This window comes from Massilia sp. NP310, assembly GCF_019443485.1.
In the GTDB taxonomy this organism is placed as follows: Bacteria; Pseudomonadota; Gammaproteobacteria; order Burkholderiales; family Burkholderiaceae_D; genus Telluria; species Telluria timonae.
Genome location: NZ_CP080379.1, coordinates 3,395,518 through 3,422,132, shown reverse-complemented (window position 1 = coordinate 3,422,132; position 26,615 = coordinate 3,395,518). Strand labels below are relative to the sequence as shown.

The window sequence follows — 26,615 nt, the reverse complement described above, 5'->3', positions numbered from 1 at the left end:
TCGCAGCCTAACTCGCACGCTAACAACAACCACACTTACAGCAGGAACAGGGAGCAGCAATGGGATTCGCTTCGAAACTGACCACGAACTTCTTCGCGAAGGGCGACGCCGCCCTGGCGCCGGCGCCGGCCGGCGAATCCCCTTCGGCGCCGCATCCGGATGCGGGCGGTTCGGCCGCCGCGGCCGCGCGCCGGCTCGGGGGCTTTCGCAGCCGCAGCGCGAGCGAGGCGATGGCGGCGGAAAGCGCCGACGACCTGCGCGCCGTCCCGATCGGCGCGCAGTTCCAGCCCAGCCGCCTGAACCTGCTGCTCGGCGCCTTCGTGGGCGGCGTGCTGCTGACCATGCTGGCGGCCTGGCAGAATTCGGCGTTTGACGCCCGCCTGGCCGGCCAGAGCCAGGTGACCGGCGACGCCGTGATGCACTCCCAGCGTTTCGCCAAGGCCGCGCCGATCGCGCTGCGCGGCGACGCCGCCGCCTTCGACCAGCTCGAAGACAGCCGCGCCCAGCTGGGCCGCGAACTGGACCTGCTGGCGCGCGGCGGCCAGTCGCCGACCGGGCGCATCCCGGCCGCCAGCGGAGCGCGCGCGCAAGAGCTGCAAAAGGCGATCGTGCTGTGGAACGCCTCGTCCAAGGCGGCCGCCAGCATCATCGCCAACAAGCGCAACCTGCTGGCCTTCGGCGTCAGCCTGCGCCAGTATGAAGAAGTGGGGCCGGAGCTGACCGCGATCGCCGAGCGCCTGCAAAAGGACGCGTCGAGCGACGCCCGGCGCCAGGTGGCGGCGCTGAGCATGCAGTCGCTGGCCCAGCGCCTGTCGGCCGGCACCCAGACCTTCACCACCCCGGGCTCGGCCCAGAACGCGGTGACCTACATCATGGGCGACATCGAGTCGCTGAGCGCGATCATCGGCGGCCTGCTCGATGGCGGCGGCAAGCTGGGCCTGGCGCCGCTGACCGACCTCGAACAGCGCATGCGCCTGGCGCGCACCCGCGACAGCTTCGACGAGTACGTCAAGACCATCACCCCGCTACTGGGCAACCTGACCAACTACGCCAGCGCGCGCGCCGCCGAGCGCGTGATCTCGCGCGACAGCGAACAGCTGCGCGTCATGCTGGCGGAGCTGCACCACGACTACCAGCGCGACCAGGCCGGCGCCAGCGGCTGGTTTTGGCTGACGGTCGCCGCCGCCCTGTTCACCCTGGTCGCGGCGCTGGGCATCTCGCGCACCATGCTGCAGGACGCCGCCGCCCGTGCGCGCGCCGCCGAGGAACGCCGCCGCGAAGCGGAAACGATGCGCCAGCTGGCCCAGGCCAAGGAAGAAGAAGCCAAGGCCACCAACGACCAGAACCAGGCCGCGATCCTGCGCCTGATGAACGAGCTGCAAGAGGTGGCGGACGGCGACCTGACGGTGCAGGCCACGGTGTCGGAAGACATCACCGGCGCGATCGCCGACTCGGTCAACTACACGGTCGAGGAATTGCGCGAGCTGGTGGTGCGCGTCATCAAGACCTCGGAACAGGTGGCGCGCGCCTCGAACGGCGCGCAGCAGGTCTCGACCGAGCTCCTGGGCGCGGCCGAGCGGCAGTCGCGCGAGATCCAGGACGCGTCCAGCACCACCATGCGCCTGGCCGGCCTGATCACCGACGTGTCGCGCTCGGCCCTGGAATCGGCCGACGTGGCGCGCCAGTCGGTGGCGGCGGCGGAGCAGGGCGCGACCGCGGTGCAGAACGCGATTCGCGGCATGCAGGAGATCCGCGAGCAGATCCAGGAAACCTCGAAGCGCATCAAGCGCCTGGGCGAATCGTCGCAGGAGATCGGCGAGATCACCGAGCTGATCTCGGACATTACCGAGCAGACCAACGTGCTGGCGCTGAACGCCGCGATCCAGGCCGCATCGGCCGGCGAGGCCGGTCGCGGCTTCTCGGTGGTGGCGGAAGAGGTGCAGCGCCTGGCGGAACGCTCGGGCGAGGCGGCCAAGCAGATCGGCGCGCTGGTGCGCACCATCCAGACCGACACCCACGACGCGGTGGCGGCCATGGAAAAATCGACCCAGGGCGTGGTCGAGGGCGCGCGCCTGTCGGACGCCGCCGGCGCCGCGCTGTCGGACATCTCGCGCGTGTCGAACCGCCTCGGTGAACTGATCGGGGACATGTCGCACGCCACCGACCGCCAGGCTACCCAAGCCACCGGCGTGGCCGACAAGATGCAGGAGATCCTGTCGGTGACCGAACATGCCCAGCAGGGCACGCGCCAGACCGCACAGTCGATTCATGAACTGGCCACCCTGGCCCAGGAGCTCAAGGATTCGGTGTCGCGCTTCCGCGTGGTATCCTGAGCGGCCCATGGCAACCCTGAGCCCGACCTTGCAACGCTCCAGCAACTTCGACACCGGCCCGCTGTCCTGGGTCATCGGCGAAATCCGCGATGCCCTGGCGCGCGCGTCGACCGCATTGCGCGAGGCCGCCGGGCGTTCGCCAGAAGCCCAGCCGACCCTGCTGCTGCACGCCAAGACCCACCTGCACCAGGCGCACGGCGCCCTGCAACTGGTCGACGTCGAAGGCGTCGGGGTGTACACCGGCGCGGCCGAGGCGGTGCTGGACGGGTTCAAAGATGGGAGCCTGCCATGCACCGTGGATAGCGTGCAGGTGGTGCTGGACGCCTTCGGGGCGCTCGGCGAATACCTCGACGAACTGCTGGCCGGCATGCCGCAACAGCCCGCGCGCCTGTTCCCGTATTACCGCGACATGGTCGAGCGCCAGGGCGAGCGCAAGGTGCATCCATCCGACCTGATGCCGCTCGACCTGTCGACGCCGCCCGAGCTGCCCGCGCTGGAAGGTGACGGCCAGGTCGATGTCGCGGCCTGCCGAAGCCGTTTCGAAAAAGCCCTGCTGCCCTACCTGAAGGCCGAGGACGACGCCGGGCGCCAGATTCATGCCGCCGACCTGGTGGCGGCCATCGCGCCGATCGGCGCCGCGCAAGAGGATGTTCGCGCGCGCCTGTTCTGGCAGGCGATGCATGCCTTCGCCACCGTGGTGGCCGACGGCCAGGTCGAGAGCGATCTGTACATCAAGCAGCTGTTCGGTCAAATCAACCTGCAATTGCGGCGCCTGGCCAAGGGCGAGATGGATGCGCCCGAGGCGATGCTGCGCGACGCGCTGTTCTTCATCGCCGCCGCGCGCGAACCGGGGCCGCAGGCGCGCGCGCTGCGCCAGGCCCTGGGCCTGGACGGCGCCGTGCCGCCCGACTATGCCGAGCGCCGCTATGGCAAGCTCGACCCGCAAGCCCTGCAAGAGGCGCGCGAAGCGCTGGCCCGCACCAAGTTGGACTGGGACCGCATCGCCGGCGAGGGCGAGCCTGACCTTGACGTCGAACACGACTTCAACGACGCATTGGCGCGCCTGGCCGGCGCCAGCGAAAAGCTGGGCGCCCCGGCGCTGGCCCAGCTGCTGCGCGAGCTGGGCCGCGCGGCCAGCGATTCGGTGCAGTCGGGCCGCGACGACCAGTTCGGGCTCGAGATGGCGGCCGCCATGCTGTTCGTCGAGAACGGCCTGGACCAGCTGCGCCAGCTGCCCGACGATTTCTCGGAAAATGCCGAAGCCGTCGGCGCGCGCCTGCTGGCGCTGGCCGCCGGCGAGACGCCGCCCGACGCCCCGCACTGGCAGGGCGAGCTGGCGCGCCAGATCCAGCAGGGCCAGACCGTGGCCGTGCTGGCGAACGAGGTCAAGGCGGGCCTGCGCCAGATCGAGAAGCTGCTCGACGACTACTACGACGACCCGGGCAAGCGCCAGGTGCTCGGGCAGGCGACGCCGATCCTGCACCAGCTGCAGGGGGCGTTCGCCATCCTCGACCAGGACCAGGCGGTGCTTGCCGTGCGCCACGTCGAGGAAGCGGTGCGGCTGCTGTCCGCCAGCGAGGCGAACGTGACCGACCAGCACGCGTCGCTGCACAACATCGCCCAGAACATCGGCGCGCTCGGTTTCTTCGCCGACCTGCTGGCCCAGGACAGCGAGGCCGCGCGCGGCCGCTTCACCTTCGACACCGACAAGCTCCTGCTGCGCGAGCTGCCGTTCGAGTTCGTCGCGGCGCCGGCCGAGGCCGCGCCTGTGGATATGCCGGCGCAGACGGCGCAGGCCGCGGACGGCGTCGACGCCGAACTGCTCGGCATCTTCATCGCCGAGGCGCAGGAAGTGCTGGCCTTCGTGGTCGAGACCCTGCCGCGCGCGGCCGACGAGCCGGCCAACCAGGAAATCCTGACCCAGCTGCGCCGCGGCTTCCATACGCTCAAGGGCAGCAGCCGCATGGTGGACCTGGAGGCCTTCGCCGCCACCGCCGCCGCCATCGAACGCGTGATGAACGTGTGGCTGGCCGACGGCCGTTCGGCCACCGCCGACCTGCTGGCCCTGCTGGCCCATGCCTATGCCGAACTCGATGCCTGGGTGGCCGAGCTGGCCGCCGGCCTCCTGCCGGAACGCGATGGCGCGGCGCTGATCGCCGCCGCCGCGCGGGTGCAGGAGGGCGGGCCGTTCGAGCCGCTGAAGTTCGAGCCACTGAAGTTCGAGCCACCGAGCGACGAGCCGTTGGTGCTGGACGACATCATCGACACGCCGGCGCTCGACGACATTCCGCTGCTCGACGAGCCGCTGGCCATGCCGGGCGACGATGGCGTGAAGCGCGTCGGCGACCTGGCCATCCCGCAGGCGCTGCACGACGTCTATCTGGGCGAGACCGAGACCCTGTGCGCCACCCTCGAACAGGGCTTCGACGCGCTGCGCTGCGGCCTGGACAAACAGGTGGTGCACGACGCGGTGACGGCGGCGCATACCTTGTCCGGCACCTCGGCCACGGTCGGCTATACCTCGCTGCGCGACCTCGCGCACGAGCTGGAGACGACGCTCGAGAAGCTGGCGGCGCCGGGCACGCAGCTCGAGGACGGCCAGTTCGACCTGTTCGATTCGACCCTGTCGCGCATGCGCACCATGCTGCAGGTGTTTACCCTGGGCGAGCTGGCCCCAAGCCAGCCCGACCTGGTGGAACAGCTGGCGGCGCTGCGCGAGCGCCTGGCCAGCCAGCAGGCAGCGGCCTTGTATGGCGAGGCCGATCCGGCCCTGGCCAGCCAGCTCGACGCGCTGTTCGCGGCCGCCTACGAGCAGTTGCTGGCCGCGCCGCCCGCCTTCGAAGCGCGCCAGGCGCCGCCGGCCGCGCCAAAGCCTGCCGCGACCGACGACGTCGACGACTTGTTCGACTCCTTCCTCGACGACACCTTCGCCGCGCCGGAACTCGATCAGGCGGCGCCGCAGGCGCAGGATGCCGCGCCGGACGCCGCGCCGGACGCCGATTTCGTGGCCGTGACCCCGGACGAAGCGGTGCTGGCCGAACCCGAGCCTGAGCCCGAACCCGAACTGGTCGGCGCCAGCTATGCCGACGAGATCGACCCGGACCTGCTGCCGGTGTTCCTGGAAGAGGCGGCGGACCTGTTGCCGCGCATCGGCCACGACCTGCGCCAGTGGCAGCAAGAGCCAGGCAATACCGCGATCGCGCAGGGCATGCAGCGCGACCTGCATACGGTCAAGGGCAGCGCGCGCATGGCCGGCGCGATGCGCCTGGGCCAGCACGCGCACGAGCTGGAAACCCAGATCGAGAACATGGTCCACGCCGGCACCTCGACCTTGCCGGCCACCGCCTTCGACGAGCTGCTGGCCAACTACGACGCGGCGCTGCTGCTGTTCGAGGGCTTGCAGCAACCGGCGCCAGCGGACGCCGCACCGGCGCAGACACAGGAGCAGAAGCGGGCGCGGGCGCACACGCCGCCGGCCCTTGAACCGGCCCGCGCGCCGCTGGTGCGGGTGCGCGCCGACATCCTCGACCGCGTGATGAACCAGGCCGGCGAGGTGTCGATCACGCGCTCGCGCCTGGAAAACCAGATGGGCGCGCTCAAGGGTTCGCTGGGCGACTTCTCGGACAACGTGGCGCGCCTGCGGCGCCAGCTGCGCGAGATCGAGATGCAGGCCGAATCGCAGATCGCATCGAAGCTGTCGATCTCGGGCGAACGCGAATTCGATCCGCTCGAATTCGACCGTTTCACGCGCCTGCAGGAACTCACGCGCATGCTGGCCGAGAGCGTCGACGACGTCGCCTCGTTCCAGGAAAGCCTGGCGCGCACGGTCGACGGCGCCAACGAGGAACTGGCCAGCCAGGCGCGCATGACGCGCGACCTGCAGCGCGACCTGATGCGGGTGCGGATGGTGCCGTTCGCCAGCCTGTCGGAACGCCTGTTCCGCGTCGCCCGCCAGACCGCCAAGGAAACCGACAAGCGCGTCAACCTCGACATCCGCGGCGGCGCCGTGGAGATCGACCGCGGCGTGCTGGAACAGATGGCCGCGCCGTTCGAGCACCTGCTGAGGAATGCGATCGTGCACGGCATCGAGCCGCGCGCGGCGCGCCAGGATGCGGGCAAGGCGGAGACGGGAGAATTGCTGGTGCAGGTCAGCCAGCACGGCAACGAAGTCCTGATCGTGTTCGGCGACGACGGCGCCGGCCTGGACCTGGAACGCATCCGCGCCAAGGCGCTCGAGAACGGCCTGCTGGCCGAGGAAGACGCCGTGTCCGACCAGGACGTGACCGAACTGATCTTCGAGCCGGGCTTTTCGACGGCGGACACGCTGACCGAGCTGGCCGGCCGCGGTGTCGGCATGGACGTGGTGCGTTCCGAAGCCCAGGCGCTGGGCGGACGGGTGGCGGTCGTGTCCGAGCCGGGGCAGGGCGCGCGCTTCACGATCACGCTGCCGCTGACGCTTGCCGTCGCCCAGGTGGTGCTGGTGACGGCCGGCGGGCGCACGCATGCGGTGCCCTCGACCCTGGTCGAGCGGGTAGAGCAGGTGCGTGAGCTGGACCTGGCGGCGGCGATCGAGGCCGGCAGTATCTCGCTGGCCGGCGCCGCGCTGGCGTTGCATGCGCTGCCTGCCCTGCTGGGCGAGGATGACGAAGAGCGGACGGCGCGCCAGCGTTCGACGCCGGTGCTGGTGCTGGGCGGCGGCGCCGGCCGCATCGCGCTGCGCGTGGACGAGGTGCTGGGCAACCGCGAGGTGGTGGTCAAGCACATCGGCCCGCAATTGTCGCGGGTGCCGGGCATCGCCGGCGCGACGGTGCTGGGCTCGGGCGAGATCGTCCTGATCCTCGATCCGCTGGCACTGGCGCAGCAGCCGCAGGCCGCCGCGCAGGTGAAGAAGGAAGTGGCGCGCCAGGTGCGGCGCCCGACCGTGATGGTGGTCGACGACTCGCTGACGGTGCGCCGCGTGACCCAGCGCCTGCTGGAACGCGAAGGCTATCGCGTGCAGTTGGCCAAGGACGGCGTCGAGGCGCTCGAACTCATTGGGCAGGGCGCGCCCGACCTGATGCTGGTCGACATCGAGATGCCGCGCATGGATGGTTTCGACCTGACGCGCAATGTGCGCGGCAATGAGGCCACCAAAGACATCCCGATCATCATGATCACCTCGCGCACGGCGGACAAGCACCGCAACGTGGCGCTGGGGCTGGGCGTGAACGCCTATTACGGCAAGCCGTACCAGGAGCCGGTGCTGCTGGCGGCGATCGAAGAGCTGCTCAAACGCTGACGCTTTTCCTGACCACCGCAAACCGCTCCAGCGTGCGCCTGCGCGCCGCGTCGTGGTCCACGACCGGCGCCGGATAATCCTCGCCCAGCACCACGCCGCGCTCGGCCAGCGCCTCGGGCTTGACCAGCCACGGCGCGTGGATCTGCTTCGCATCCAGTTTGCGCAATTGCGGCAGGTAGCGCCGGATGAATTCGCCGCGGGCGTCGAAACGCGTCGATTGCGTCACCGGATTGAAGATCCTGAACCAGGGCTGGGCATCGCAGCCGGTCGACGCCGCCCACTGCCAGCCGCCGTTGTTCGAGGCCATCTCGTAGTCGTTCAGCTGCAAGGCGAAATACGCTTCGCCGCGGCGCCAGTCGATGCCGAGGTCCTTGGTGAGAAAACTGGCCGTGACCATGCGCAGCCGGTTGTGCATGAAACCCGTCGTGTTCAGCTGCACCATGGCCGCGTCGACCAGCGGATAGCCGGTGCGGCCCTCGCACCAGGCGGCGAACAGGGCGTCGGCCTCCGGACCCTCATCCCATTGCACCGCATCGAAGGCCGGCTTGAACGACCGCTCGACCACATGCGGGTGCCGGGCCAGCACCATCGCATAGAAATCGCGCCAGATGAGTTCGGACAGCCATACCGGGGCGCCGGCGCCGCCCGCGCCCGACAGCGTCAATTGCTGCGCCGTGCGCACCAGGTGGCGGATCGAGGTGGTGCCGAAACGCAAATGCGTCGATAACCTCGACGTGCCATCCTCGGCCGGGAAATCGCGTGCGCGGCCGTAGTCGGCGATGTCTTCGACGAAGGCCTCGAACAGCGCTTCCGCTCCTGCCATGCCGGCCGGCAGCGGCGATTCGCCCGCGTCGAAGCCGATGTCTTCCAGCGACGGCAATGCCGGTGGTGACGATGGCGGCGCGAACGCATGCGCACAGGCATCGACCGGATACGCCGCCAGCGTCTCGGGATGGGCCGCCAGCCGCTTGAGCCAGGCGTTCTTGTAGGGCGTGAACACCGAGTACGGCTGTCCCGCGAGCGTCAGCACTTCATCCTTCTCGAAGATGACCTGGTCCTTGTACGTATGGAAGGCGCGGCCTTGCGCCGCCAGCAGCCGCGCGACCTCGTCATCGCGCGCGATCGCGAGCGGTTCATAATCGGTGCAGGCATGCACTGCATCAACATCGAGTGCCTTCGCCAGCGCCACCACCTCATCCCGGGCGCTGCCGTGGCGCACGATGAGGTAGCCTCCAAGACGACGCAATTCCTCATCCAGGCTGGCCAGGCTGGCGTGAATGAAACGCAGGCGGCGATCGTCGCGCGGCAAGCCGTCGAGAATATCGGTGTCATACACGAAGACGCAGTACACCTGTTGCGAACAGCGCAAGGCGTGGTGCAGGGCGGCGTGGTCGAATGCGCGCAGGTCGCGCCGGAACCAGACTAAAGACTTGCTCAAATTCATCACTGTGTGCGAGGTCAAGGCGGGAGCAGATTTTACTGTCTAGGATCGGACCATGGTGTGCGTGTCGTGATGCTTCCGAGGGTCCTCCGGCCAAATGGGTGTAAACTAGGGAAAAGCGTAACGTTGTGCTGCAGAACGTTGGCAGTCGATCATGTTTAACGCAAGAGTGCGCCTTTTGAGAGTATCCGTATGAAAAAAAGCAAAGTTGGCAAAACTCTACCGATGCCGGGCATGCCCCGGGAGCAGGATGAAGCGCTCGCCAAGGCCGGTCCGGCAGCATCCGGGCTCAACCTTGCGAACCATTTCCTGATCGCCATGCCATCGATCCAGGATCCGATCTTCGGCGGCACCGTCGTCTATGTCTGCGAGCATAACGACAAGGGCGTGCTGGGCGTGGTCATCAACAAGCCGACCGACATGACGATGGAAACCCTGTTCGACCGCGTCGACCTGAAGCTGGCCGAAGGCCTGCGCGCGACCGTGGTGGACGAGCCGATCATGTTCGGCGGGCCGGTCCAGGACGACCGCGGCTTCGTGCTGCATTCGCCCGGTGGCCGCTATTCCTCGTCCCTCAGCGTCACCGACGACGTCGCCTTCACGACCTCGATCGACGTGCTCGAAGCCGTCGCCAGCGGCGGTGGTCCCGCGCGCATGCTGGTCTCGATCGGCTACGCCGGCTGGAGCCCGGGCCAGCTCGAAGAAGAAATCTCGCGCAACGGCTGGCTGACGGTGGGCGCCGACGCGCGCGTGCTGTTCGACCTGCCGATCGAGGAACGCTACAACGCCGCCATCAAACTGCTGGGGATCGATCCCTTCATGCTCGCCACCGAAGCCGGCCATGCGTGATTTGCTGTGCCTGCGTGGTTGCGCATGATGGTCGATATCGTTTTCGGCTTCGACTTCGGCGTCAAGCGGATCGGCATCGCCATGGGCAACACCCTGACCGGGCAGGCGCAGCCGCTGCGCGTCATTGCCGCCATCGACAACGCCACCCGCTTCAAGATCATCGGCGAGCTGATCGCCGAGTGGCGCCCGGCGCGCCTGGTGGTGGGCGAGCCGCGCCATCCCGACGGCGCCGAACACGACATGACCCTGCGCAGCCGCCGCTTCGCCAACCAGCTGCATGGCCGCTTCAACCTGCCGGTCGAGCTGGTCGACGAGCGCTATTCGTCGGCCGTGATCGCATCGAAGCGCGGCGACGTCATCGACGACAAGGCGGCCGCCATCATTCTGCAGCAATATTTCGACGCATCTCCTTAGCCGCATCTTCTCACCCTATGCCAACAACCAATCTCAACCTCGACGCCGAGGCGCTCTACCGCGAGCTGCTGGGCCAGGTCCGCGCGGGCCTGGACGGCGTGCCCGACGCCGCCATCGTCGGCATCCATTCCGGCGGCGCCTGGCTGGCCGAGCGCCTGGCGCGCGACCTCGATCTCACCGCCCGCCTGGGCTCGATCGACGTGTCGTTCTACCGCGACGACTATGCGCGCAAGGGCCTGCACCCGGACGTGAAGCCGACCCATATCCGCTTCCCGGTCGACGGCGCCACGGTGGTGCTGGTCGACGACGTGCTGCAGACCGGCCGCACCACGCGCGCCGCGATCAACGTGCTGTTCGACTATGGCCGGCCAAGCTGCATCAAGCTGGCCGCGCTGGCCGACCGCGGCGGGCGCGAGCTGCCGGTGGCGGCCGATTTCGCCGGCGCGCGCGTGTCGCTCGCGGCAAACCAGTCGCTGTGCCTGCAGCGCGACGAAACAGGCCAACTCTCGCTGACCATCGAAGAAGACAATGCCGACCCTGCACAATAATCCGCAACTGAACAAGAACGGCGAGCTGCAACACCTGCTCACCATCGAGGGACTCAAGAAGTCGCACATCGACCACATCCTCGACACCGCATCGAGCTTCGTCGGCATCTCCGACCGCGAAGTCAAGAAAGTCCCGCTCATGCGCGGCAAGAGCGTGTTCAACCTGTTCTTCGAAAACTCGACGCGCACCCGTACCACCTTCGAGATCGCCTCGAAGCGCCTGTCGGCCGACGTCATCAACCTGAACATCCAGGCCTCGTCGACCACCAAGGGCGAGTCGCTGCTCGACACCATCGACAACCTGGCCGCGATGCACGCCGACATGTTCGTGGTGCGCCACGCGCAATCGGGCGCGCCCTACATGATCGCCCAGCACCTGAACCGCACCCGCTCGGACGTGCACGTGGTCAACGCCGGCGACGGCCGCCACGCCCACCCGACCCAGGGCCTGCTGGACATGTACACGATCCGGCACTACAAGAAGGACTTCACCAACCTGCGCGTGGCCATCGTCGGCGACATCCTGCACAGCCGCGTGGCGCGCTCGGACATCCATGCGCTGACCACCCTCGGCGTGCCCGAAGTGCGCGCCATCGGCCCGCACACGCTGCTGCCGGGCGGCCTGGAACAGATGGGCGTGCGCACCTTCACCAACATGGACGAAGGCCTGAAGGACGTCGACGTCATCATCATGCTGCGCCTGCAGAACGAGCGCATGAGCGGCGCGCTGCTGCCCTCGGCGCAAGAATACTTCAAGAGCTATGGCCTGACGCCGGAGCGCCTGGCGCTGGCGAAACCGGACGCGATCGTGATGCACCCGGGCCCGATGAACCGCGGCGTCGAGATCGACTCGGCGGTGGCGGACGGCGCCCAGGCGGTGATCCTGCCGCAGGTGACTTTCGGGATCGCGGTACGGATGGCGGTGATGAGCATTTTGGCAGGAACCCACGCATGAAACTTCATATCAAGAACGGGCGAGTGATCGACCCGGCGAACGGCATCGACGCAGCGCAAGACCTGTTCATCGCCGACGGCAGGATCGCGGCGCTCGGCGCCGCCCCGGCGGGCTTCAACGCCGACCAGACCATCGACGCGACCGGCCTGGTGGTCGCTCCCGGCCTGGTCGACCTCTCAGCGCGCCTGCGCGAGCCGGGCTACGAATACAAGGCCACGCTCGAATCCGAGCTGCAGGCAGCGATGCAGGGCGGCGTGACCACGCTGGTGTGCCCGCCCGACACCGATCCGGTGCTCGACGAACCCGGCCTGGTCGAGATGCTCAAGCACCGCGCGCGCATGCTCGACCAGGCCAATGTGCACCCGCTGGGCGCGCTGACCGTGGGCCTGAAGGGCCAGGCGCTGACCGAGATGGCCGAACTGACCGAAGCCGGCTGCATCGGCTTCGCCCAGGCCGAGGAACCGATCCTGGACACCACCGTGCTGCTGCGCGCCATGCAGTACGCCAAGACCTTCGGCTACACCGTGTGGCTGCGTCCGCAGGACGCCCACATCGGCCGCGGCGGCGTGGCCCACAGCGGCCCGCTGGCGTCGCGCCTGGGCCTGTCGGGCGTGCCGGTGATGTCCGAGACCATCGCGCTGCACACGATCTTCGAACTGATGCGCGCCACCGGCGCCCGCGTGCACCTGTGCCGCATCTCGTCCGCCGCCGGCCTGGAGCTGATCCGCGCCGCCAAGCAGGAAGGCCTGGACCTCAGCGTCGATGTCGGCGTGCACCACCTGCACATGACCGACGCCGACATCGGCTTCTTCGATTCCAACGCGCGCCTGACCCCGCCGCTGCGCTCGCAGCGCGACCGCGACGCGATCCGTGCGGCCGTGCTGGACGGCACCGTGGACGCGGTCTGCTCCGACCACACCCCGGTCGACGACGACGAGAAGCTGCTGCCGTTCGGCGAAGCCTCGCCCGGCGCCACCGGCCTGGAACTGCTGCTCAGCCTCACGCTCAAGTGGGCCGAAGACCAGCAGCATGGCGTGGATGGCGACAAGGTGCTGGCCGTGGCGCTCAGCCGCATCACGCATGACGCGGCCCGCATCGCCGGCCTGCCGGCCGGCACCCTGGGCGTCGGCGCCGCGGCCGACGTGGTGCTGTTCGATCCCAACGCGCGCTGGAAGGTGGAGGGCAAGACCCTGGCCAGCCAGGGCAAGCACACGCCTTTCCTCGGCTACGAACTGGCCGGACAGGTCAAGGCCACCATCGTGCGCGGCCGCGTGGCGTACCAGCGCTGATCCACCCGGGACGGCGGGCCTGCCATGAAGCCGCCGTCCTTACTGTGTTTGCTATCTTGAAGATCCGCCTTGCCTGGCGCCTTGCGCGCGTCGTCGTCCACCTGTGCGAGGGCCTGGCGACCTGCGCGCTGGTGTTTCCCTTCGTGTCGTCCAGCCGCCGTGCGCGCCTGACCCGCGGCTGGTCGCGCCGCCTGTTGCGCCTGTGCCGGGTCGAGGTCGACCATGTCGGCGGCGTGCCGGCCCTCGAGCACGCGCTGGTGGTGGCCAACCACGTGTCCTGGCTCGACATCTTCGTCATCAACGCCCTCGATCCCTGCCGCTTCGTGGCCAAGGCCGAGATCCGTTCCTGGCCGGTGATGGGCTGGCTGGCGGCCGGCGCCGGCACCGTGTTCATCGCGCGCGGCAACCGGCGCGAGCTGCGCCACGTGTTCAAGGGACTGGTCGAGGTGCTGCAACAAGGGGAACGGGTCGCCCTGTTCCCCGAAGGCACGACCGGCCTGCAGGGCGCGGTGCTGCCCTTCCACGCCAACCTGTTCGAGGCCGCGATCGACGCAGGCGTGCCGGTGCAGCCGTATGCGCTGGCCTATGTCGATGCCGATGGCGGCCTGCACCCGTCGATCGATTACGTGGGCGACACCACCTTCGTCGACAGCCTGCTGCGCATCCTGCAGGGCCCGCCCGTGAAAGCGCGCCTGGCCTGCCTGGCGCCGCTGGACAGCGTTGGCGCGCACCGGCGCGAGCTGGCGCTGGCGGCGCAGGAGGCGGTGGAAGCCGCCGTGCGCGTTTAACGCTTCTTGCCGCCGTGTTCCCGGTACTCGGGACAATCCACCTGCAATAGCGTGCGGTCGTCGAGGCACACCGCCGTCAGCTTGCCGCCCCACACGCAGCCGCTATCGAGGCCGATCAGGTTCGGCCGCTGCACCAGGCCCAGCGCCGACCAGTGGCCGAACACCACCGTCACATCCTGGGTGCCGCGCTGCGGCAGGTCGAACCAGGGCAGGAGGCCGCTGCCGGCCGGGCCGGCGTCGCTTTCCTTGTGCTTGAAGTCCATCGTGCCGTCCGGCGCGCACAGGCGCATGCGGGTGAGGGCGTTGACGATGCAGCGCAGGCGGTCGATGCCCACCAGGCCATCGTCCCAGCGGTCCGGCAGGTTGCCGTACATCGCGCCCAGGAAATCGATCCAGCCCTCGCCGCGCAGCGCGGCCTCCACTTCGGCGGCCAGCGCCATGGTCTGGCGCGCGTCCCATTGCGGCGCCACGCCGGCGTGCACCAGCAGGTGGGCGTCGACGAACATCGCCAGCGGGCGCTGGCGCAGCCAGCCGATCAAGGCGTCGCGGTCGGGCGCGGCCAGGATCTCGTCGAGGGTGTCGGAGCGGCTCAGGCGCTGGGCGCCGGCCGCCACCGCGATCAGGTGCAGGTCGTGGTTGCCGAGCAGGGCTTCGATGCGCCCGCCGCTCGATTCCGACAAGGCCTTCATGCGCCGCAGCGCGGTGAGCGAATCGGGACCGCGATTGATCAGGTCTCCCACGAACAGGATGCGCGCATCAGGGCCCGCCGTCTCGAAGATCCGGTCGAGGAGCAGTTGCGCTTCGTGCGCGCAACCCTGGAGGTCGCCAATGGCATAGGTTTTCATATTTTTCGAGATTGGCCCGTGAAGCTGTCGTTGTTGCTTTTGCGGATACTAAATGATTTTACCCGCCGGCGCTGTCGCCGGGCACCGCGCTTGTGGTTCCCTGCGCCTGTCTCGTGCCCGGAATGCGCGCGCATCGGCATTTTTTGACTCGCTTCCAACACTGCGTGCGCGTTAAATACGTGCGCCCGGAAATACCCGTCCATTCCGGTACAATGAATCCGGCTTTCCTCCCGCGAATAGCGTGCACTGGCCATTCCATTTGCCAACCGCCGCCGCCCGAGGCTCCACATACAGGCATCGAAAGAAAACAATAATGTTCTCGTTTTTCGTGAGCTTCCTTTCCTGCGCATTGCTGACGCTGCTGGTTATCAAGACCGCGCGAAAACATGGGCTGGGGCTCGATGGCGATTTTGGCGGCGTGCAGAAAGTGCACTCGCATGCGGTCGCGCGTATCGGCGGCATTCCGATTTTCCTCGCGGTGGTGGTGGCGTCCGGGATTTCGATCCTGCGCGAGCCGCAAATGATGGCGTGGCTCGCGACCCTGATTGCCTGCGCCACGATCGCGCTCGCCGGCGGCATCGCCGAGGATTACACCGGCCGCGTTTCGCCGCTGCGCCGGCTGGCGCTGACGATGGTCGCGGCGGCCCTCGGCTACTGGCTGCTCGACGCGCGCGTCGGCCGGCTCGACCTGCCGTGGGCCGTGCTGCCGATCGAGACGCTGTGGATCGTGCTGCCGCTGACGATGCTGGCGGTGGCGGGCATCGCCAACGCCATCAATATCATCGACGGCTTCAATGGCCTGGCGGGCGTGATCAGCATCTTCATGCTGCTGTCGCTGTCCTACGTGGCGCTGCAGGTGGGCGATATGTTCGTGCTGGTGGCGGCCCTGATCGTGGCCGGCGCCACCGCCGGCTTCCTGATCTGGAACTATCCGGTGGGGCTGATCTTCCTGGGCGACGGCGGCGCCTATTTCATCGGTTTCCTGCTGGGCGAGCTGGCGCTGCTGCTGGTGATGCGCAATCCCGGCGTGTCGACCTGGTATGCGGCGCTGTTACTGATTTATCCGGCTTTCGAAACGATATTCTCCGCTTATCGCCGCATGTTTGTGCGCGGTAAGTCGCCGGCGATGCCGGATGGTATTCACCTGCACAGCTTGATATTTCGCCGTATCGTGCAATGGACGGTAGGGCCGCGCGAAGCACGCGCATTGATGAAGCGCAATGCGCGGACTTCTCCTTATTTATGGCTGTTTTCACTGCTGGCCGTGATACCGGCAACGGTGTTCTGGAAAAACACGACGGCCCTGATGTTCTTCTGTTTGTTGTTCATAATCAGTTACCTCTGGTTGTATGGCCGTATTGTTCGATTCAAGTCCCCACGTTGGCTTTTTTTAAGCAAGAAGGACTAGTCCGGGTTTATTGTTGTATTATATTGCGACATTTAGTGAGAATTCACTAGATTCGGTAATTGCTGAATCTGCATTTAATCTTTAACGAACGAGGAATGATGATGGATCTGTCGAATATGTCCGTAGGCGATTTGCGCAACCTGCAGGAGCAAATCAAGCAGGAGATGAAGAAGCGTGAAGTCCAGGAAGTGCAAAAAGCACGCGACCAAATCCTGGCCATCGCCCAAAGCGTCGGCATGCCGCTGAAAGACCTGATGGCCGCCACCGGCCGCGGTTCGAAAGGCGCCACCGTCGCCGTGCGCTATCGTCACCCGGACGATTCCAACCTGCAGTGGACCGGCCGTGGCCGCCAGCCGAAGTGGGTCAAGGAATGGGTCGAAGGCGGCAAGTCGATCGACGATCTGCGCGTCTGATTCCAATTTCCCCTGCGCTGAGGAACCTCACTTCCGCAGCGCAGGCGGAAAGTAGCATTCCGCCAGGCACCGGGCGCTTTCCACGCCGCCCGATCTCCGCGCGCCAATCCCACGGCGCCAGCGCTTGCCGGTACAATAGCAAGCGATTTTTTATCATTCCTCCAACATCCGGCGATGACCAAGGTCGATCCAGCGACCGGCGCATGCCTCTCAAGAATTCCAAGGAAGAACATGGTTGCTCTCTCGAAAACGATTTTCAAGGCCTATGACATTCGCGGCATCATCGGCAAGACCCTGGATGCGGGGATCGCGCGCCACATCGGCCGTGCCTTCGGCGCCGCCGCGCTGGCCAAGGGAGAGCGCAAGGTCGTGATCGGCCGCGACGGCCGCCTGTCGGGCCCGGAACTCAGCGCCGCCCTCAGCGAAGGCCTGCGCGACGCTGGCGTCGACGTGATCGATCTGGGCATGGTCGCCACCCCGATGGTGTATTTCGGCACCAACGTGCTGGAAACGCGCTCGGGCATCATGGTCACCGGCAGCCACAACCCGCCCGACTACAACGGCTTCAAGATGGTGATGGCGGGCGAGGCGATCTATGGCGACGCCATCACCGGCCTGCACGACAGCATCGCTGCCTACGACGGCGCGATCGCCGACCAGCGCGGCGGCTACAGCACCCACGACATCCGCGCCGCCTACATCGAGCGCATCGTGGGCGACGTCAAGCTGGCGCGTCCGATCAAGATCGTGGTCGACTGCGGCAACGGCGTCGCTGGCGCCTTCGCGCCCGAGCTGTTTACCCGCATGGGCGCCGAGGTCGTCGAGCTGTTCTGCGAAGTCGACGGCACCTTCCCGAACCACCACCCGGACCCGGCCCACCCGGAAAACCTGCAGGACGTGATTCGCGCGCTGCAAGAGACCGACGCCGAGGTCGGCCTGGCCTTCGACGGCGACGGCGACCGCCTGGGCCTGGTCACCAAGGATGGCCAGATCATCTTCCCGGACCGCCAGATGATGCTGTTCGCGGCCGACGTCCTGTCGCGCAACCCGGGCGCCGAGATCCTGTACGACGTCAAGTGCACGCGCCACCTGGCGCCCTACATCGAGAAGAATGGCGGCAAGCCGCTGATGTGGAAGACCGGCCACTCGCTGGTCAAGGCCAAGCTGAAGGAAACCGGCGCCCCGCTGGGCGGCGAGATGAGCGGCCACATCTTCTTCAAGGACCGCTGGTACGGCTTCGACGACGGCCTGTATGCCGGCGCGCGCATGCTCGAGATCCTGACCAAGGGACCGAATCCGTCGGCGCTGCTCAACGGCCTGCCGCTCGCCAGCAGCACCCCGGAACTGCACCTGCACCTGCAGGAGGGCGAGAATTTCGCCCTGATCGACCAGCTGCGCCGTGACGCCAAGTTCCCGACCTCGGAAAAGATCAACGACATCGACGGCCTGCGCGTCGAGTACGCGGACGGCTTCGGCCTGGCGCGTTCGTCGAACACGACCCCGGTCGTGGTGCTGCGCTTCGAGGGCGAGAATCCGGAAGCGCTCGCGCGCATCCAGTCCGAATTCAAGAGCGTGATCCTGGCCGCCAAGCCGGATGCTCACCTGCCTTTCTGAGGTGATTGCTTGAAGATTTTACTTGTGCGGGTATCGTCCCTGGGCGACGTCCTGCACAACCTGCCGATGGTGGCCGACCTGCTGCGCCGCCATCCGGGCGCCACGATCGACTGGGTGGTCGAGGAAGGCTACGTCAGCCTGGTGCGCCTGAATCCGCACGTGCGCAAGGTGATCCCCTGGGCGCTGCGGCGCTGGCGCAAGAGCCTGGGCAAATCCGGGACGCGCGCCGAGATCCGCGCTTTCTTTCGCACCCTGCGCGAGGAAGAATACGACTATGTGTTCGACACCCAGGGCCTGCTCAAGACCGGCATCATCATGGGCGCCGCGCGCGTTCGCAAGGGCGGCAAGAAGGTCGGCCTGGCCAACGGCAGCGAAGGCTCGGGCTATGAAGGCGTCTCGCGCATCTTCCATACCGACAGCATTCCCCTGAGCCCGCGCACCCACGCGGTGGCGCGCGGACGACTGGTGGCGGGCGCGGCGCTCGACTATCCGGTCGATACGGCGCCCGATTTCGGCCTGCCGGCGCCGGATGCGTCGCAGCGTCCGGCCTTCCTGCCGGCCGAAGACTACGCCGTGTTCTTCCACGGCACGGCGCGCGCGGCCAAGAAGTGGGCGGACGCCAACTGGATCGCGCTCGGCAAGGCGCTGGCGCCGATGCCGGTGCTGCTGCCCTGGGGTTCGGAGGCCGAACGCCGGGACGCCGAGGCGCTGGCCGCCGGCATCCCGAACGCGCGCGTGCTGCCCAGGCTGTCGATGATGGACGCCGTGACCCTGGCCCAGCATGCGCGGCTCGCGGTCGGCGTCGACACCGGCCTGACCCATATCGCCGCCGCTTTCGTGCGGCCGACGATCGAGATCTATTGCGATTCGCCGAAGTGGAAGACCGAGGGCAACTGGTCCGAGCGCATCGTCAACCTGGGCGAGCTGGGTGCGCCGCCATCAAGCGACGAGGTGGTGGCGGCCGCGCGCCGCCTGCTGGCGTCGGCATGAACCGCACGCTGTATTCAAGCCTGTGGTGGCTGGCCCTGCCGGCCGTGCTGGGCCGCCTGTGGTGGCGTGGCCGCAAGGAGCCGGGCTACCGCGCGCACTGGGGCGAACGCCTGGCCCTGATCGGTCCGGCGCCGAGCGAACGTCCGACCATCATGGTGCACGCCGTCTCGGTCGGCGAGACGCGCGCCGCCGAACCGGTGGTCGACGCGCTCCTGGCGGCCTATCCCGACTGCCGCATCCTGCTGACCCATATGACGCCGACCGGGCGCGCCACCGGACAATCCCTGTTCGCCCACCATGGCGAGCGCGTGGTGCAAAGCTACCTGCCGTACGACACCGGGTTGATGACGCGGCGCTTCCTGCGCCGCCATCGCCCGCGCGCCTGCATCCTGATGGAGACCGAGGTCTGGCCCAACCTGATCCACGCCTGCACACGATTGGACATTCCGGTGGTGTTGGCCAATGCCCGCCTGTCCGAAAAATCCCTGAAGCGTGGCCGCAAGGCGGGCGCCGTGATGCGGGAGGCGGCGCGCGGCTTCACCCTGGTCGCGGCCCAGACCGAGGTTGACGCCGAGCGTATCCGCTCGCTCGGCGCGCCGAACGTGGAGGTCACCGGCAGCGTCAAGTTCGACGTGACGCCGCCGCCGGCGGCGCTGGAAAAGGGCGACTGGCTGCGCAACCGCATCCGCTCCGGCGGCCCCGAGCGGCCCGTGTTCCTGTGCGCCAGCACGCGCGAAGGCGAAGAGGCGCTGATCCTCGACGCCTGGCGGCGGATGCCCGACAAGCCGGCCGGCGCGCTGCTGGTGATCGTGCCGCGCCATCCGCAGCGATTCGACGAAGTCGCTTCCCTGGCCTCGGCGCGCGGATTCACGCTGGCGCGGCGTTCGCAGTTCGGGCTTGACCACGGCGTCGACCATGGCGTGGGCGGCGCCGACGTGCTGCTGGGCGATTCGATGGGCGAGATGTTCGCCTATTACGCGGCCTGCGACTGCGCGTATATCGGCGGCAGCCTGCTACCGCTGGGCGGCCAGAACCTGATCGAAGCCTGCGCGCTGGGCAAGCCGGTGCTGGTGGGCGAGCATACCTTCAACTTCCTCGACGCCACCAATGAGGCGGTGGACGACGGCGCCGCGCTGCGGCTGCCTGACGCCGACGCGCTGGTGGCGGCGGCCGTGCGCCTGCTGCGCGACGGTGCGGCGCGGGTGGCGATGGGGGAAAAGGCGCTGGCCTTCGCGCGCCGCCACCGCGGGGCGACCCTGCGCACTGTTGAACTCGTGCAACGGCATATCCGTTAGGTTTTGTTACCATTCCAAACTGCACGGTACAAAACAAAAGGGGATGCGCCATGTTGTCGTTCAATCACCCGAGGCCGGTCGGTAGTGGGAAGCCCGCGGTTTTGCCAACTTCGGTACTGGTCCAGGAACAGGCGGCAGAGGCGCTGGAGACGATCATGACCGCAGCACCGACCGAAGTCCCGGCATCGCCACCCGCTGGCGTTGCGCTCCCGCCGCTGGATGCGCTGCACTTTTTCGTGCGCTATTCGCTGCGCGAGTACACCAGTTTCATGTGGCAGCATGGCGGCTTCCTGATCCGCCGCCGGCGTGTGCGCTGGCCGGCCAGCCTGCTCCTGCGCCTGAGAAGCACCTTCAGCGCGGCCCTGAACTTCGTCCTGCTCGGACGCGGGCGCCGCACCTATGAGTTCACCATCGACGAACACGGCATCGTGCGCACCAGCGGCGGCGTGACCCTGATCGGCTGGGAAGACGTGGCCGCCGTGCGCACCTATTCGCGCGGCTTCATGATGGTGCTCAAGCGCGGCACCTTGCCGATTCCGTTCCGCTGCCTGTCCGAGGGACAGGTCGCCACCATGCGCGAGCTGGCGGCGGCGCGGCATGAGCTGAGCCTGCGCTAGTTTCCCGCATTTTCCAGCTTGCGTTGAACGCTTCGGCAGGGGGCCTGCCGACCCTACGGTTCAATCGTCGAACAACACCGGCATCTCGTGCGAGCGCTTGCGCAATGCGAGGCGCGCGCCGTCGTAATCGGGATACACCTCGCCCACCGTGGCCCAGAACGCAGGGCTGTGGTTCATCTCGCGCAGGTGGGCCAGTTCATGCGCCACCACGTAGTCGATCAGCGCTGGCGGATAATGGATCAGGCGCCAGTTGAGGCGAATGCTGCCGCCCACCGTGCACGAGCCCCAGCGCGAGCCGGCCGACGACAGCGTGAAGCTGCTGTAGGCCACGCCCAGCTGCGGCGCGAAATGGTCCAGGCGCTCGCGGAACAGGCGCTTGGCTTCGGCCTGGAACCAGATTTTCACCCTTTCCTTGAGCTGCCATTCGGACAGCCCCGGCACCACGCCGATCCACAATTCATTGTTGGCGGCGTCGAACTGGCAGTGGCTGCGCTCCGCTTCCTCCAGGCGCAGCACGATGTCGCCGCCCAGGTAGGGCAGGCGCGCGCCATCCTTCCATTCGACAGGCAGCCGCTGCTGGCGCTGGTCGCGCCGTTCTCCCCGTTCGAGCAGCTTGGTGACGATCCAGCGCTGCTTGGCGCGCAGCGCGTTGTCGATCTCTTCGAGCGTCACGCGGCGCGGCGCCGTCACGCGCAGGCCGTCGTCGTCGATGGTGAAGCCGATCGAGCGCCGTGACGAGCGGCGCAGGGCGTACTCGATGGTGTGGTGGCCGAGGGCGATGCGTTTCAGGGGAGGGTCTTGCGGGCCGACGGGCGGCGAGGGGAGCTTGATGCGGGGCGGCGCCGGCGGCGCCTTGAACAGCGGCTGCGCGGGCGGCGCAGGCTTGTCGGAAGGCTTCAGCGCCGCGAAGAATTCTTGCGCGAACAACTCCAGCTGATGCCCGTCGACCTTCGCCGAGGCCATGGTCTGAGGCCTCGACTCACGAATCTGGGCGCTGACGTCGCTCAACCACCTTTGTAGGCGTGGGGCGAAATGACGCGCATTTCGGATTCTATCCAATTTTCTACCTCTTGCATCAGGCTGTCGGGGGTATGGCCTTCGGGCGAGATCGGCTTGCCGATCGAGACCGTGATCAATCCGGGCCGTTTGATGAATGAATTCTTGGGCCAGCACTCGCCCGAATTATGCGCGATCGGCACCACGACCGCTTGGGTTTCCACAGCCAGGCGTGTGCCGCCGCTCTTGTACTTGCCCTTCTGGCCGACCGGGATGCGGGTGCCTTCGGGGAACATGATGATCCACTGGCCGTCGGCCAGGCGGCGCTTCCCGTGGCGCACGACCGAACTGAAAGCATTCTTGCCCTGCTTGCGGTCGATCGGGATCATGCGCAGCAAGCCCATGGCCCAGCCGAAGAAGGGGATGTACAGGATTTCCTTCTTGAAGACGTAGACCAGCGGCCGCGTGAGATTGGGCAGCAGGAAGATCGTTTCCCACGCCGACTGGTGCTTCGAGAGCACGATGGCCGGCGCGTCGGGCAGGTTCTCGTAGCCCTTGAATTCGTAGCGGATGCCGCAGATGACGCGCGCGCACCAGATGATGAAGACGTTCCAGCGCGAGGTGAACCAGAAGCGCTTGTTGTACGACAGCGGCGCTGCCAGGAAGCAGAGGGAGGCCCAGATGACGGTGGCGACGATCATGACGATCGTGAACAGCAGGGAACGCAGGAACAAACTGAAGTTACGCAAAGGGGCTCCGGACAAATCGATCTGGTTCTGGACTGGACTGCGAATTTTTTATTGATTATGCAGGCTGCGCGCCGGTTGTGCCAGAGGCGGCGCTCGACGGAGATCCCGGCTTGAGGAAGGCGCTCACCATCGCCGCCAGGTCCGGGAACACCTGGGTGCCGGGCGGCAGGCCGCCGGTGGCCTGGGTCGTCTCGCCCTTCCCGGTCAGCACCAGGTAGGGCGTGCAGCCGCGGTTGAAGCCGGCCTGCAGGTCGCGCAGCGAGTCGCCCACGGTGGGCACGCCCTTGAGATTGACCTTGAACCGCTTGCCGATCTCTTCGAACATGCCCGACTTGGGCTTGCGGCAGTCGCAGCCGTCGATCGCCGCGTGCGGGCAGAAGAAGATGGCGTCGATGTCGGCGCCCACCAGCTGGGCCGCCGCATGCAGCTTGGCGTGGATGGCGTTCAGGGTCGCGATGTCGAACAGGCCGCGCGCGATGCCCGACTGGTTGGTCGCGACCACCACCCGGTAGCCCGCCTGGTTCAGGCGGGCGATCGCTTCGAGCGAGCCGGGAATCGGGATCCATTCGGCCGGCGACTTGATGAAGTCCGGCGAATCGTGGTTGATCACGCCATCCCGGTCGAGGATGATGAGCTTCATCGCCCGCTCTTCCTTGTCGCGCTCCTTGCCCATCTTATGCCGCCAGCTTCGAGATGTCGGCCACGCGGTTCATCATGCCGTGCAGCGACGCCAGCAGGGCCAGGCGGTTGTTACGCAGCTTGACGTCGTCGGCCATCACCATCACGTCGTTGAAGAAGGCGTCGACCTGGTCGCGCAGCTGGGCCAGGGTCTTGAGCGTGCCGGCAAAATCGCCCGCGGCGAAGGCCGCGTCGACGTCGGGCTGAACGCGGGCGACGGCGGCCGCCAGGTCCTTCTCGGCCTGGTCCTGCAGCAGGGCTGGGTCGACCGCGGCGTCCTTCGGCATCGCTTCCTCGTTCTTCTTGAGGATGTTGGTGATGCGCTTGTTGGCGGCGGCCAGCGAGGCCGCCTCGGGCAGCGCCGCGAAGGCCTGCACCGCTTCCAGGCGCTGCACCACGTCGTCGACGCGGTCCGGGTCCTGGGCCAGCACCGCCTCGACCTCGTTCGGCGAGAAGCCGCGCTCGCGCAGCATGCCGCGCAGGCGGTCGAGCATGAACGCGGTCACCTCGGTGCGCGGATCGCGCAGCGATTCGAAGCGCGCCGGCTCGTCGGCGAAGGTGGTCATCGCGTCGGCCAGCATGTCGGCGATCGACAGCGGCAGGCGCTTCTCGACCAGCATGCGCATGATGCCCAGCGCGTGGCGGCGCAGCGCGAACGGATCCTTCTCGCCGGTCGGCTGCAGGCCGATGGCCCAGATGCCGACCAGGGTTTCCAGCTTGTCGGCCAGGGCCACCGCGAGGCCGGTATTGGTCGCGGGAAGAAGGTCGCCGGCGAAACGCGGCTGGTAGTGTTCGGACGCCGCGCGCGCGACGTCGTCATGCTCGCCATCGTGGCGCGCGTAGTACGTGCCCATGATGCCCTGCAGCTCGGGGAACTCGCCGACCATGTCGGTGAGCAGGTCGGCCTTGGACAGGCGCGCGCCGCGCTCGGCCAGCGCCGCGTCGAAGCCCAGGCGGGTGGCGATATAGGTCGCCAGCTTGGTGACGCGCTCGCTGCGCTCGGCCTGCGTGCCCAGCTTGTTGTGGTAGACCACGCTGGCCAGTTGCGGCAGGCGCGACTCGAGGGTCTTCTTTTTATCCTGCTCGAAGAAGAACTTGGCGTCCGACAGGCGCGGGCGCACCACGCGCTCGTTGCCGCCAATGATGGCGGTCGGGTCGTCGGTCGCGATGTTCGACACGATCAGGAAGCGCGAACGCAGCTTGCCTTCGGCGTCGGTCAGCGCGAAGTATTTCTGGTTGGTCTGCATGGTGAGGATCAGGCATTCCTGCGGCACGGCCAGGAATTCTTCCTCGAAGCGGCATTCATAGACCACCGGCCATTCGACCAGGGCCGCCACTTCGTCCAGCAGCGACTCGGGCATCAGGACCTGGTCGGCGCCCGCTTTTTCGAGCAGCTGGGTGCGGATGCTTTCCTTGCGCGCCTCGCTTGATGCCAAGACCTTGCCCTCGGTTTCCAGCACTTGCGCGTAGTTGTCGGCATGGTCGATCGCGATCGGGCCGCCATGCGACAGGAAGCGGTGGCCCATCGTGGTGCGGCCGGCGGTGAGGCCCAGCAGGGACAGCGGCAGCACCTGGTCGCCATGCAGCGCGGTCAGGAGGTGCACCGGACGCACGAACTGCACGGTGTCGCCGCTTGGGCGCTGGTAGCTCATGACCTTCGGGATCGGCAGCTTGGCCACCGTCTCGGCCAGCACGTCCTGCACGGCGCCCGCGAGGGCACTGCCGGCGGCGGTATAGGTGTAGAAGAAGCTCTCGGCCTTGCCGTCCTGGGCGCGTTCGAGCTGGTCGACGGTCAGATCGGGGAAGCCCAGCGCGGCCAGCTTCTTGCCAAGGGGCGCGCTTGGATTGCCTTCCTTGTCGAGGGCCACGGAGACAGGCAGCACCTTCTCGCGGATCGATTTGTCGGGCGAGGTGCCGCGCACATTGGTGATGGACACGGCCAGGCGGCGCGGGGTGGCGTGGGTGGTAATGGTGCTGTCGGCTTCCAGGAAGTCGCGCGCCTTCAGGCCATTGGCGATGCCGGTCGCAAAGGCTGCGCCCAGCTTGACGAGCGCCTTCGGCGGCAGTTCTTCGGTCTGCAGTTCGACGAGGAGTGTTTGGTTCATGGTCTGTTCTGTTCTTTTCAAGCTGCTTGTTCGGCCTTGGGCGCCATGGGGAAGCCCAATTTTTCGCGCGAATCGTAATAGGCTTGCGCCACCAGGCGCGACAGGGTGCGCACGCGGCCGATGTAGGCGGCGCGCTCGGTCACCGAGATCGCGCCGCGCGCGTCCAGCAGGTTGAAGCTGTGCGAGGCCTTCATGATCTGCTCGTAGGCCGGCAGGGTCAGTTGCAGCTCGACCAGGCGCTTGGCTTCGGATTCGTGGTTATTGAAAGCCTGGAACAGGATCTCGGTGTTCGAATGCTCGAAGTTGTAGGTCGATTGTTCGACCTCGTTCTGGTGGAAGACGTCGCCGTAGGAGAGCTTCTTTTTAACGCCGTTTTCTTCCCACTCGGTCCACACCAGGTCGTACACGTTCTCGACGCCCTGCAGGTACATGGCCAGGCGCTCGATGCCATAGGTGATCTCGCCCAGCACCGGCTTGCAATCGAGGCCGCCGACTTGCTGGAAATAGGTGAACTGGGTGACTTCCATGCCGTTCAGCCAGACTTCCCAGCCGAGGCCCCAGGCGCCCAGGGTCGGGCTTTCCCAGTCGTCCTCGACGAAGCGCACGTCATTCTTCTTGAGGTCCAGGCCCAGCGCCTCGAGCGAACCGAGGTACAGATCGAGGATGTTCTCGGGCGCCGGCTTCAGCGCCACCTGGTACTGGTAGTAATGCTGCAGGCGGTTTGGATTCTCGCCATAGCGGCCATCCTTCGGGCGGCGCGACGGCTGCACATAGGCGGCGCGCCACGGCTCCGGTCCGATCGCACGCAGGAAGGTGCCGGTGTGGAAGGTGCCCGCGCCGACTTCCATGTCGTAGGGCTGGAGCAGTGCGCAGCCCTGCTTGTCCCAGTAGGACTGCAGGGTAAGGATGATTTGTTGGAATGTGAGCATCTCGAATGGGACGGGGCTGGTGGGCCGCGAACACGGTATGTTTGCCAAATGACTAATTCTACTGAATTTTTGCGCCCCTCT

At 67.2% G+C, this 26,615-nt stretch carries 21 protein-coding genes; 14 read left to right on the top strand and 7 right to left on the bottom strand.

Annotation, left to right across the window (positions count from 1 at the left end):
- Positions 1-59: 59 nt before the first annotated feature.
- Complete coding sequence (locus KY496_RS14980; protein WP_219861321.1) at positions 60-2,333, top strand: methyl-accepting chemotaxis protein; 2,274 nt, start codon at positions 60-62, stop codon at positions 2,331-2,333.
- Positions 2,334-2,340: 7 nt separating this feature from the next.
- Positions 2,341-7,611: an Hpt domain-containing protein gene (locus tag KY496_RS14975; protein WP_219861319.1), complete on the top strand. Its 5,271-nt coding sequence runs from the start codon at positions 2,341-2,343 to the stop codon at positions 7,609-7,611.
- On the opposite strand, the gene KY496_RS14970 is transcribed toward KY496_RS14975, so the two are convergent.
- Positions 7,601-9,055: a deoxyribodipyrimidine photo-lyase gene (locus tag KY496_RS14970; RefSeq protein WP_219861317.1), complete on the bottom strand. Its 1,455-nt coding sequence runs from the start codon at positions 9,053-9,055 to the stop codon at positions 7,601-7,603. The two genes, KY496_RS14975 and KY496_RS14970, sit on opposite strands and share 11 nt — an antisense overlap.
- Before the next feature lie 231 nt (positions 9,056-9,286).
- On the opposite strand from KY496_RS14970, the gene KY496_RS14965 reads away from it, so the two are divergent.
- The 6 genes from KY496_RS14965 to KY496_RS14940 are packed head-to-tail and all read left to right on the top strand — an operon-like array spanning position 9,287 to position 13,895.
- Positions 9,287-9,901, top strand: coding sequence for a YqgE/AlgH family protein (locus KY496_RS14965; RefSeq protein ID WP_085986709.1), 615 nt, complete (start codon positions 9,287-9,289; stop codon positions 9,899-9,901).
- 24 nt (positions 9,902-9,925) lie between these two features.
- Entirely contained in the window at positions 9,926-10,315 is a 390-nt protein-coding gene (gene ruvX, locus KY496_RS14960; protein ID WP_005665321.1) for a Holliday junction resolvase RuvX, read from the top strand.
- A 17-nt stretch (positions 10,316-10,332) separates the two neighbouring features.
- A complete protein-coding gene (pyrR, locus tag KY496_RS14955) occupies positions 10,333-10,863 on the top strand; it encodes a bifunctional pyr operon transcriptional regulator/uracil phosphoribosyltransferase PyrR (protein ID WP_005665324.1) in 531 nt (176 codons plus the stop codon).
- Positions 10,844-11,818: an aspartate carbamoyltransferase catalytic subunit gene (locus KY496_RS14950; protein WP_005665326.1), complete on the top strand. Its 975-nt coding sequence runs from the start codon at positions 10,844-10,846 to the stop codon at positions 11,816-11,818. Before pyrR ends, KY496_RS14950 begins: the two co-directional genes overlap by 20 nt.
- Positions 11,815-13,107: a dihydroorotase gene (locus KY496_RS14945; protein WP_219861315.1), complete on the top strand. Its 1,293-nt coding sequence runs from the start codon at positions 11,815-11,817 to the stop codon at positions 13,105-13,107. The genes KY496_RS14950 and KY496_RS14945 overlap by 4 nt, the downstream gene beginning before the upstream one ends.
- A 56-nt stretch (positions 13,108-13,163) precedes the next feature.
- Complete coding sequence (locus KY496_RS14940) at positions 13,164-13,895, top strand: 1-acyl-sn-glycerol-3-phosphate acyltransferase (RefSeq protein WP_219861313.1); 732 nt, start codon at positions 13,164-13,166, stop codon at positions 13,893-13,895.
- On the opposite strand, the gene KY496_RS14935 is transcribed toward KY496_RS14940, so the two are convergent.
- Complete coding sequence (locus tag KY496_RS14935; protein WP_219861311.1) at positions 13,892-14,740, bottom strand: symmetrical bis(5'-nucleosyl)-tetraphosphatase; 849 nt, start codon at positions 14,738-14,740, stop codon at positions 13,892-13,894. The genes KY496_RS14940 and KY496_RS14935 overlap by 4 nt on opposite strands.
- A gap of 313 nt (positions 14,741-15,053) precedes the next feature.
- On the opposite strand from KY496_RS14935, the gene KY496_RS14930 reads away from it, so the two are divergent.
- The 6 genes from KY496_RS14930 to KY496_RS14905 all read left to right on the top strand — a co-directional run bounded on the left by KY496_RS14930 (position 15,054) and on the right by KY496_RS14905 (position 21,077).
- Positions 15,054-16,148, top strand: coding sequence for a glycosyltransferase (locus KY496_RS14930; protein ID WP_005665330.1), 1,095 nt, complete (start codon positions 15,054-15,056; stop codon positions 16,146-16,148).
- 101 nt (positions 16,149-16,249) lie between these two features.
- Positions 16,250-16,561, top strand: coding sequence for an H-NS family nucleoid-associated regulatory protein (locus KY496_RS14925; protein ID WP_071363755.1), 312 nt, complete (start codon positions 16,250-16,252; stop codon positions 16,559-16,561).
- 231 nt (positions 16,562-16,792) lie between these two features.
- Positions 16,793-18,175: a phosphomannomutase/phosphoglucomutase gene (locus KY496_RS14920; RefSeq protein WP_219861309.1), complete on the top strand. Its 1,383-nt coding sequence runs from the start codon at positions 16,793-16,795 to the stop codon at positions 18,173-18,175.
- Between the two features lie 9 nt (positions 18,176-18,184).
- On the top strand, positions 18,185-19,165 hold the full coding sequence (gene waaC, locus KY496_RS14915) for a lipopolysaccharide heptosyltransferase I (RefSeq protein WP_219861307.1): 981 nt from the start codon (positions 18,185-18,187) through the stop codon (positions 19,163-19,165).
- Positions 19,162-20,460 carry a lipid IV(A) 3-deoxy-D-manno-octulosonic acid transferase gene (gene waaA / locus KY496_RS14910; RefSeq protein ID WP_219861305.1) on the top strand — a complete coding sequence of 433 codons (1,299 nt, stop codon included), beginning with the start codon at positions 19,162-19,164 and terminating at the stop codon, positions 20,458-20,460. Before waaC ends, waaA begins: the two co-directional genes overlap by 4 nt.
- Positions 20,461-20,615: 155 nt before the next feature.
- On the top strand, positions 20,616-21,077 hold the full coding sequence (locus tag KY496_RS14905) for a YcxB family protein (RefSeq protein WP_229520284.1): 462 nt from the start codon (positions 20,616-20,618) through the stop codon (positions 21,075-21,077).
- 60 nt (positions 21,078-21,137) lie between these two features.
- Here the strand turns inward: KY496_RS14905 and KY496_RS14900 are convergent, their stop codons facing one another.
- From KY496_RS14900 to glyQ, 5 genes are read right to left on the bottom strand one after another with little or no spacing between them, the layout of a single operon-like run.
- Positions 21,138-22,040, bottom strand: coding sequence for a M48 family metallopeptidase (locus tag KY496_RS14900; RefSeq protein WP_219861301.1), 903 nt, complete (start codon positions 22,038-22,040; stop codon positions 21,138-21,140).
- 41 nt (positions 22,041-22,081) lie between these two features.
- Complete coding sequence (locus tag KY496_RS14895) at positions 22,082-22,822, bottom strand: 1-acyl-sn-glycerol-3-phosphate acyltransferase (RefSeq protein WP_071361406.1); 741 nt, start codon at positions 22,820-22,822, stop codon at positions 22,082-22,084.
- A 55-nt stretch (positions 22,823-22,877) separates the two neighbouring features.
- Positions 22,878-23,462, bottom strand: coding sequence for a D-glycero-beta-D-manno-heptose 1,7-bisphosphate 7-phosphatase (gmhB, locus tag KY496_RS14890; protein ID WP_219865122.1), 585 nt, complete (start codon positions 23,460-23,462; stop codon positions 22,878-22,880).
- A 34-nt stretch (positions 23,463-23,496) separates the two neighbouring features.
- Positions 23,497-25,605 carry a glycine--tRNA ligase subunit beta gene (glyS, locus tag KY496_RS14885; RefSeq protein WP_219861299.1) on the bottom strand — a complete coding sequence of 703 codons (2,109 nt, stop codon included), beginning with the start codon at positions 25,603-25,605 and terminating at the stop codon, positions 23,497-23,499.
- Positions 25,606-25,622: 17 nt separating this feature from the next.
- On the bottom strand, positions 25,623-26,534 hold the full coding sequence (glyQ, locus tag KY496_RS14880) for a glycine--tRNA ligase subunit alpha (RefSeq protein ID WP_005665340.1): 912 nt from the start codon (positions 26,532-26,534) through the stop codon (positions 25,623-25,625).
- Positions 26,535-26,615 lie beyond the last annotated feature (81 nt).

Coding starts and splice junctions, on each gene's coding strand:
- KY496_RS14930 (WP_005665330.1), top strand. CDS start 15,054: ATGTTCTCGTTTTTCGTGAGCTTCCTTTCCTGCGCATTGCTGACGCTG.
- KY496_RS14935 (WP_219861311.1), bottom strand. CDS start 14,740: ATGAAAACCTATGCCATTGGCGACCTCCAGGGTTGCGCGCACGAAGCG.
- KY496_RS14970 (WP_219861317.1), bottom strand. CDS start 9,055: ATGAATTTGAGCAAGTCTTTAGTCTGGTTCCGGCGCGACCTGCGCGCA.
- KY496_RS14965 (WP_085986709.1), top strand. CDS start 9,287: ATGCCCCGGGAGCAGGATGAAGCGCTCGCCAAGGCCGGTCCGGCAGCA.
- gmhB (WP_219865122.1), bottom strand. CDS start 23,462: ATGAAGCTCATCATCCTCGACCGGGATGGCGTGATCAACCACGATTCG.
- KY496_RS14900 (WP_219861301.1), bottom strand. CDS start 22,040: ATGGCCTCGGCGAAGGTCGACGGGCATCAGCTGGAGTTGTTCGCGCAA.
- KY496_RS14950 (WP_005665326.1), top strand. CDS start 10,844: ATGCCGACCCTGCACAATAATCCGCAACTGAACAAGAACGGCGAGCTG.
- KY496_RS14905 (WP_229520284.1), top strand. CDS start 20,616: ATGACCGCAGCACCGACCGAAGTCCCGGCATCGCCACCCGCTGGCGTT.
- KY496_RS14945 (WP_219861315.1), top strand. CDS start 11,815: ATGAAACTTCATATCAAGAACGGGCGAGTGATCGACCCGGCGAACGGC.
- glyQ (WP_005665340.1), bottom strand. CDS start 26,534: ATGCTCACATTCCAACAAATCATCCTTACCCTGCAGTCCTACTGGGAC.
- ruvX (WP_005665321.1), top strand. CDS start 9,926: ATGATGGTCGATATCGTTTTCGGCTTCGACTTCGGCGTCAAGCGGATC.
- KY496_RS14920 (WP_219861309.1), top strand. CDS start 16,793: ATGGTTGCTCTCTCGAAAACGATTTTCAAGGCCTATGACATTCGCGGC.
- glyS (WP_219861299.1), bottom strand. CDS start 25,605: ATGAACCAAACACTCCTCGTCGAACTGCAGACCGAAGAACTGCCGCCG.
- pyrR (WP_005665324.1), top strand. CDS start 10,333: ATGCCAACAACCAATCTCAACCTCGACGCCGAGGCGCTCTACCGCGAG.
- KY496_RS14975 (WP_219861319.1), top strand. CDS start 2,341: ATGGCAACCCTGAGCCCGACCTTGCAACGCTCCAGCAACTTCGACACC.
- waaA (WP_219861305.1), top strand. CDS start 19,162: ATGAACCGCACGCTGTATTCAAGCCTGTGGTGGCTGGCCCTGCCGGCC.
- KY496_RS14925 (WP_071363755.1), top strand. CDS start 16,250: ATGGATCTGTCGAATATGTCCGTAGGCGATTTGCGCAACCTGCAGGAG.
- KY496_RS14980 (WP_219861321.1), top strand. CDS start 60: ATGGGATTCGCTTCGAAACTGACCACGAACTTCTTCGCGAAGGGCGAC.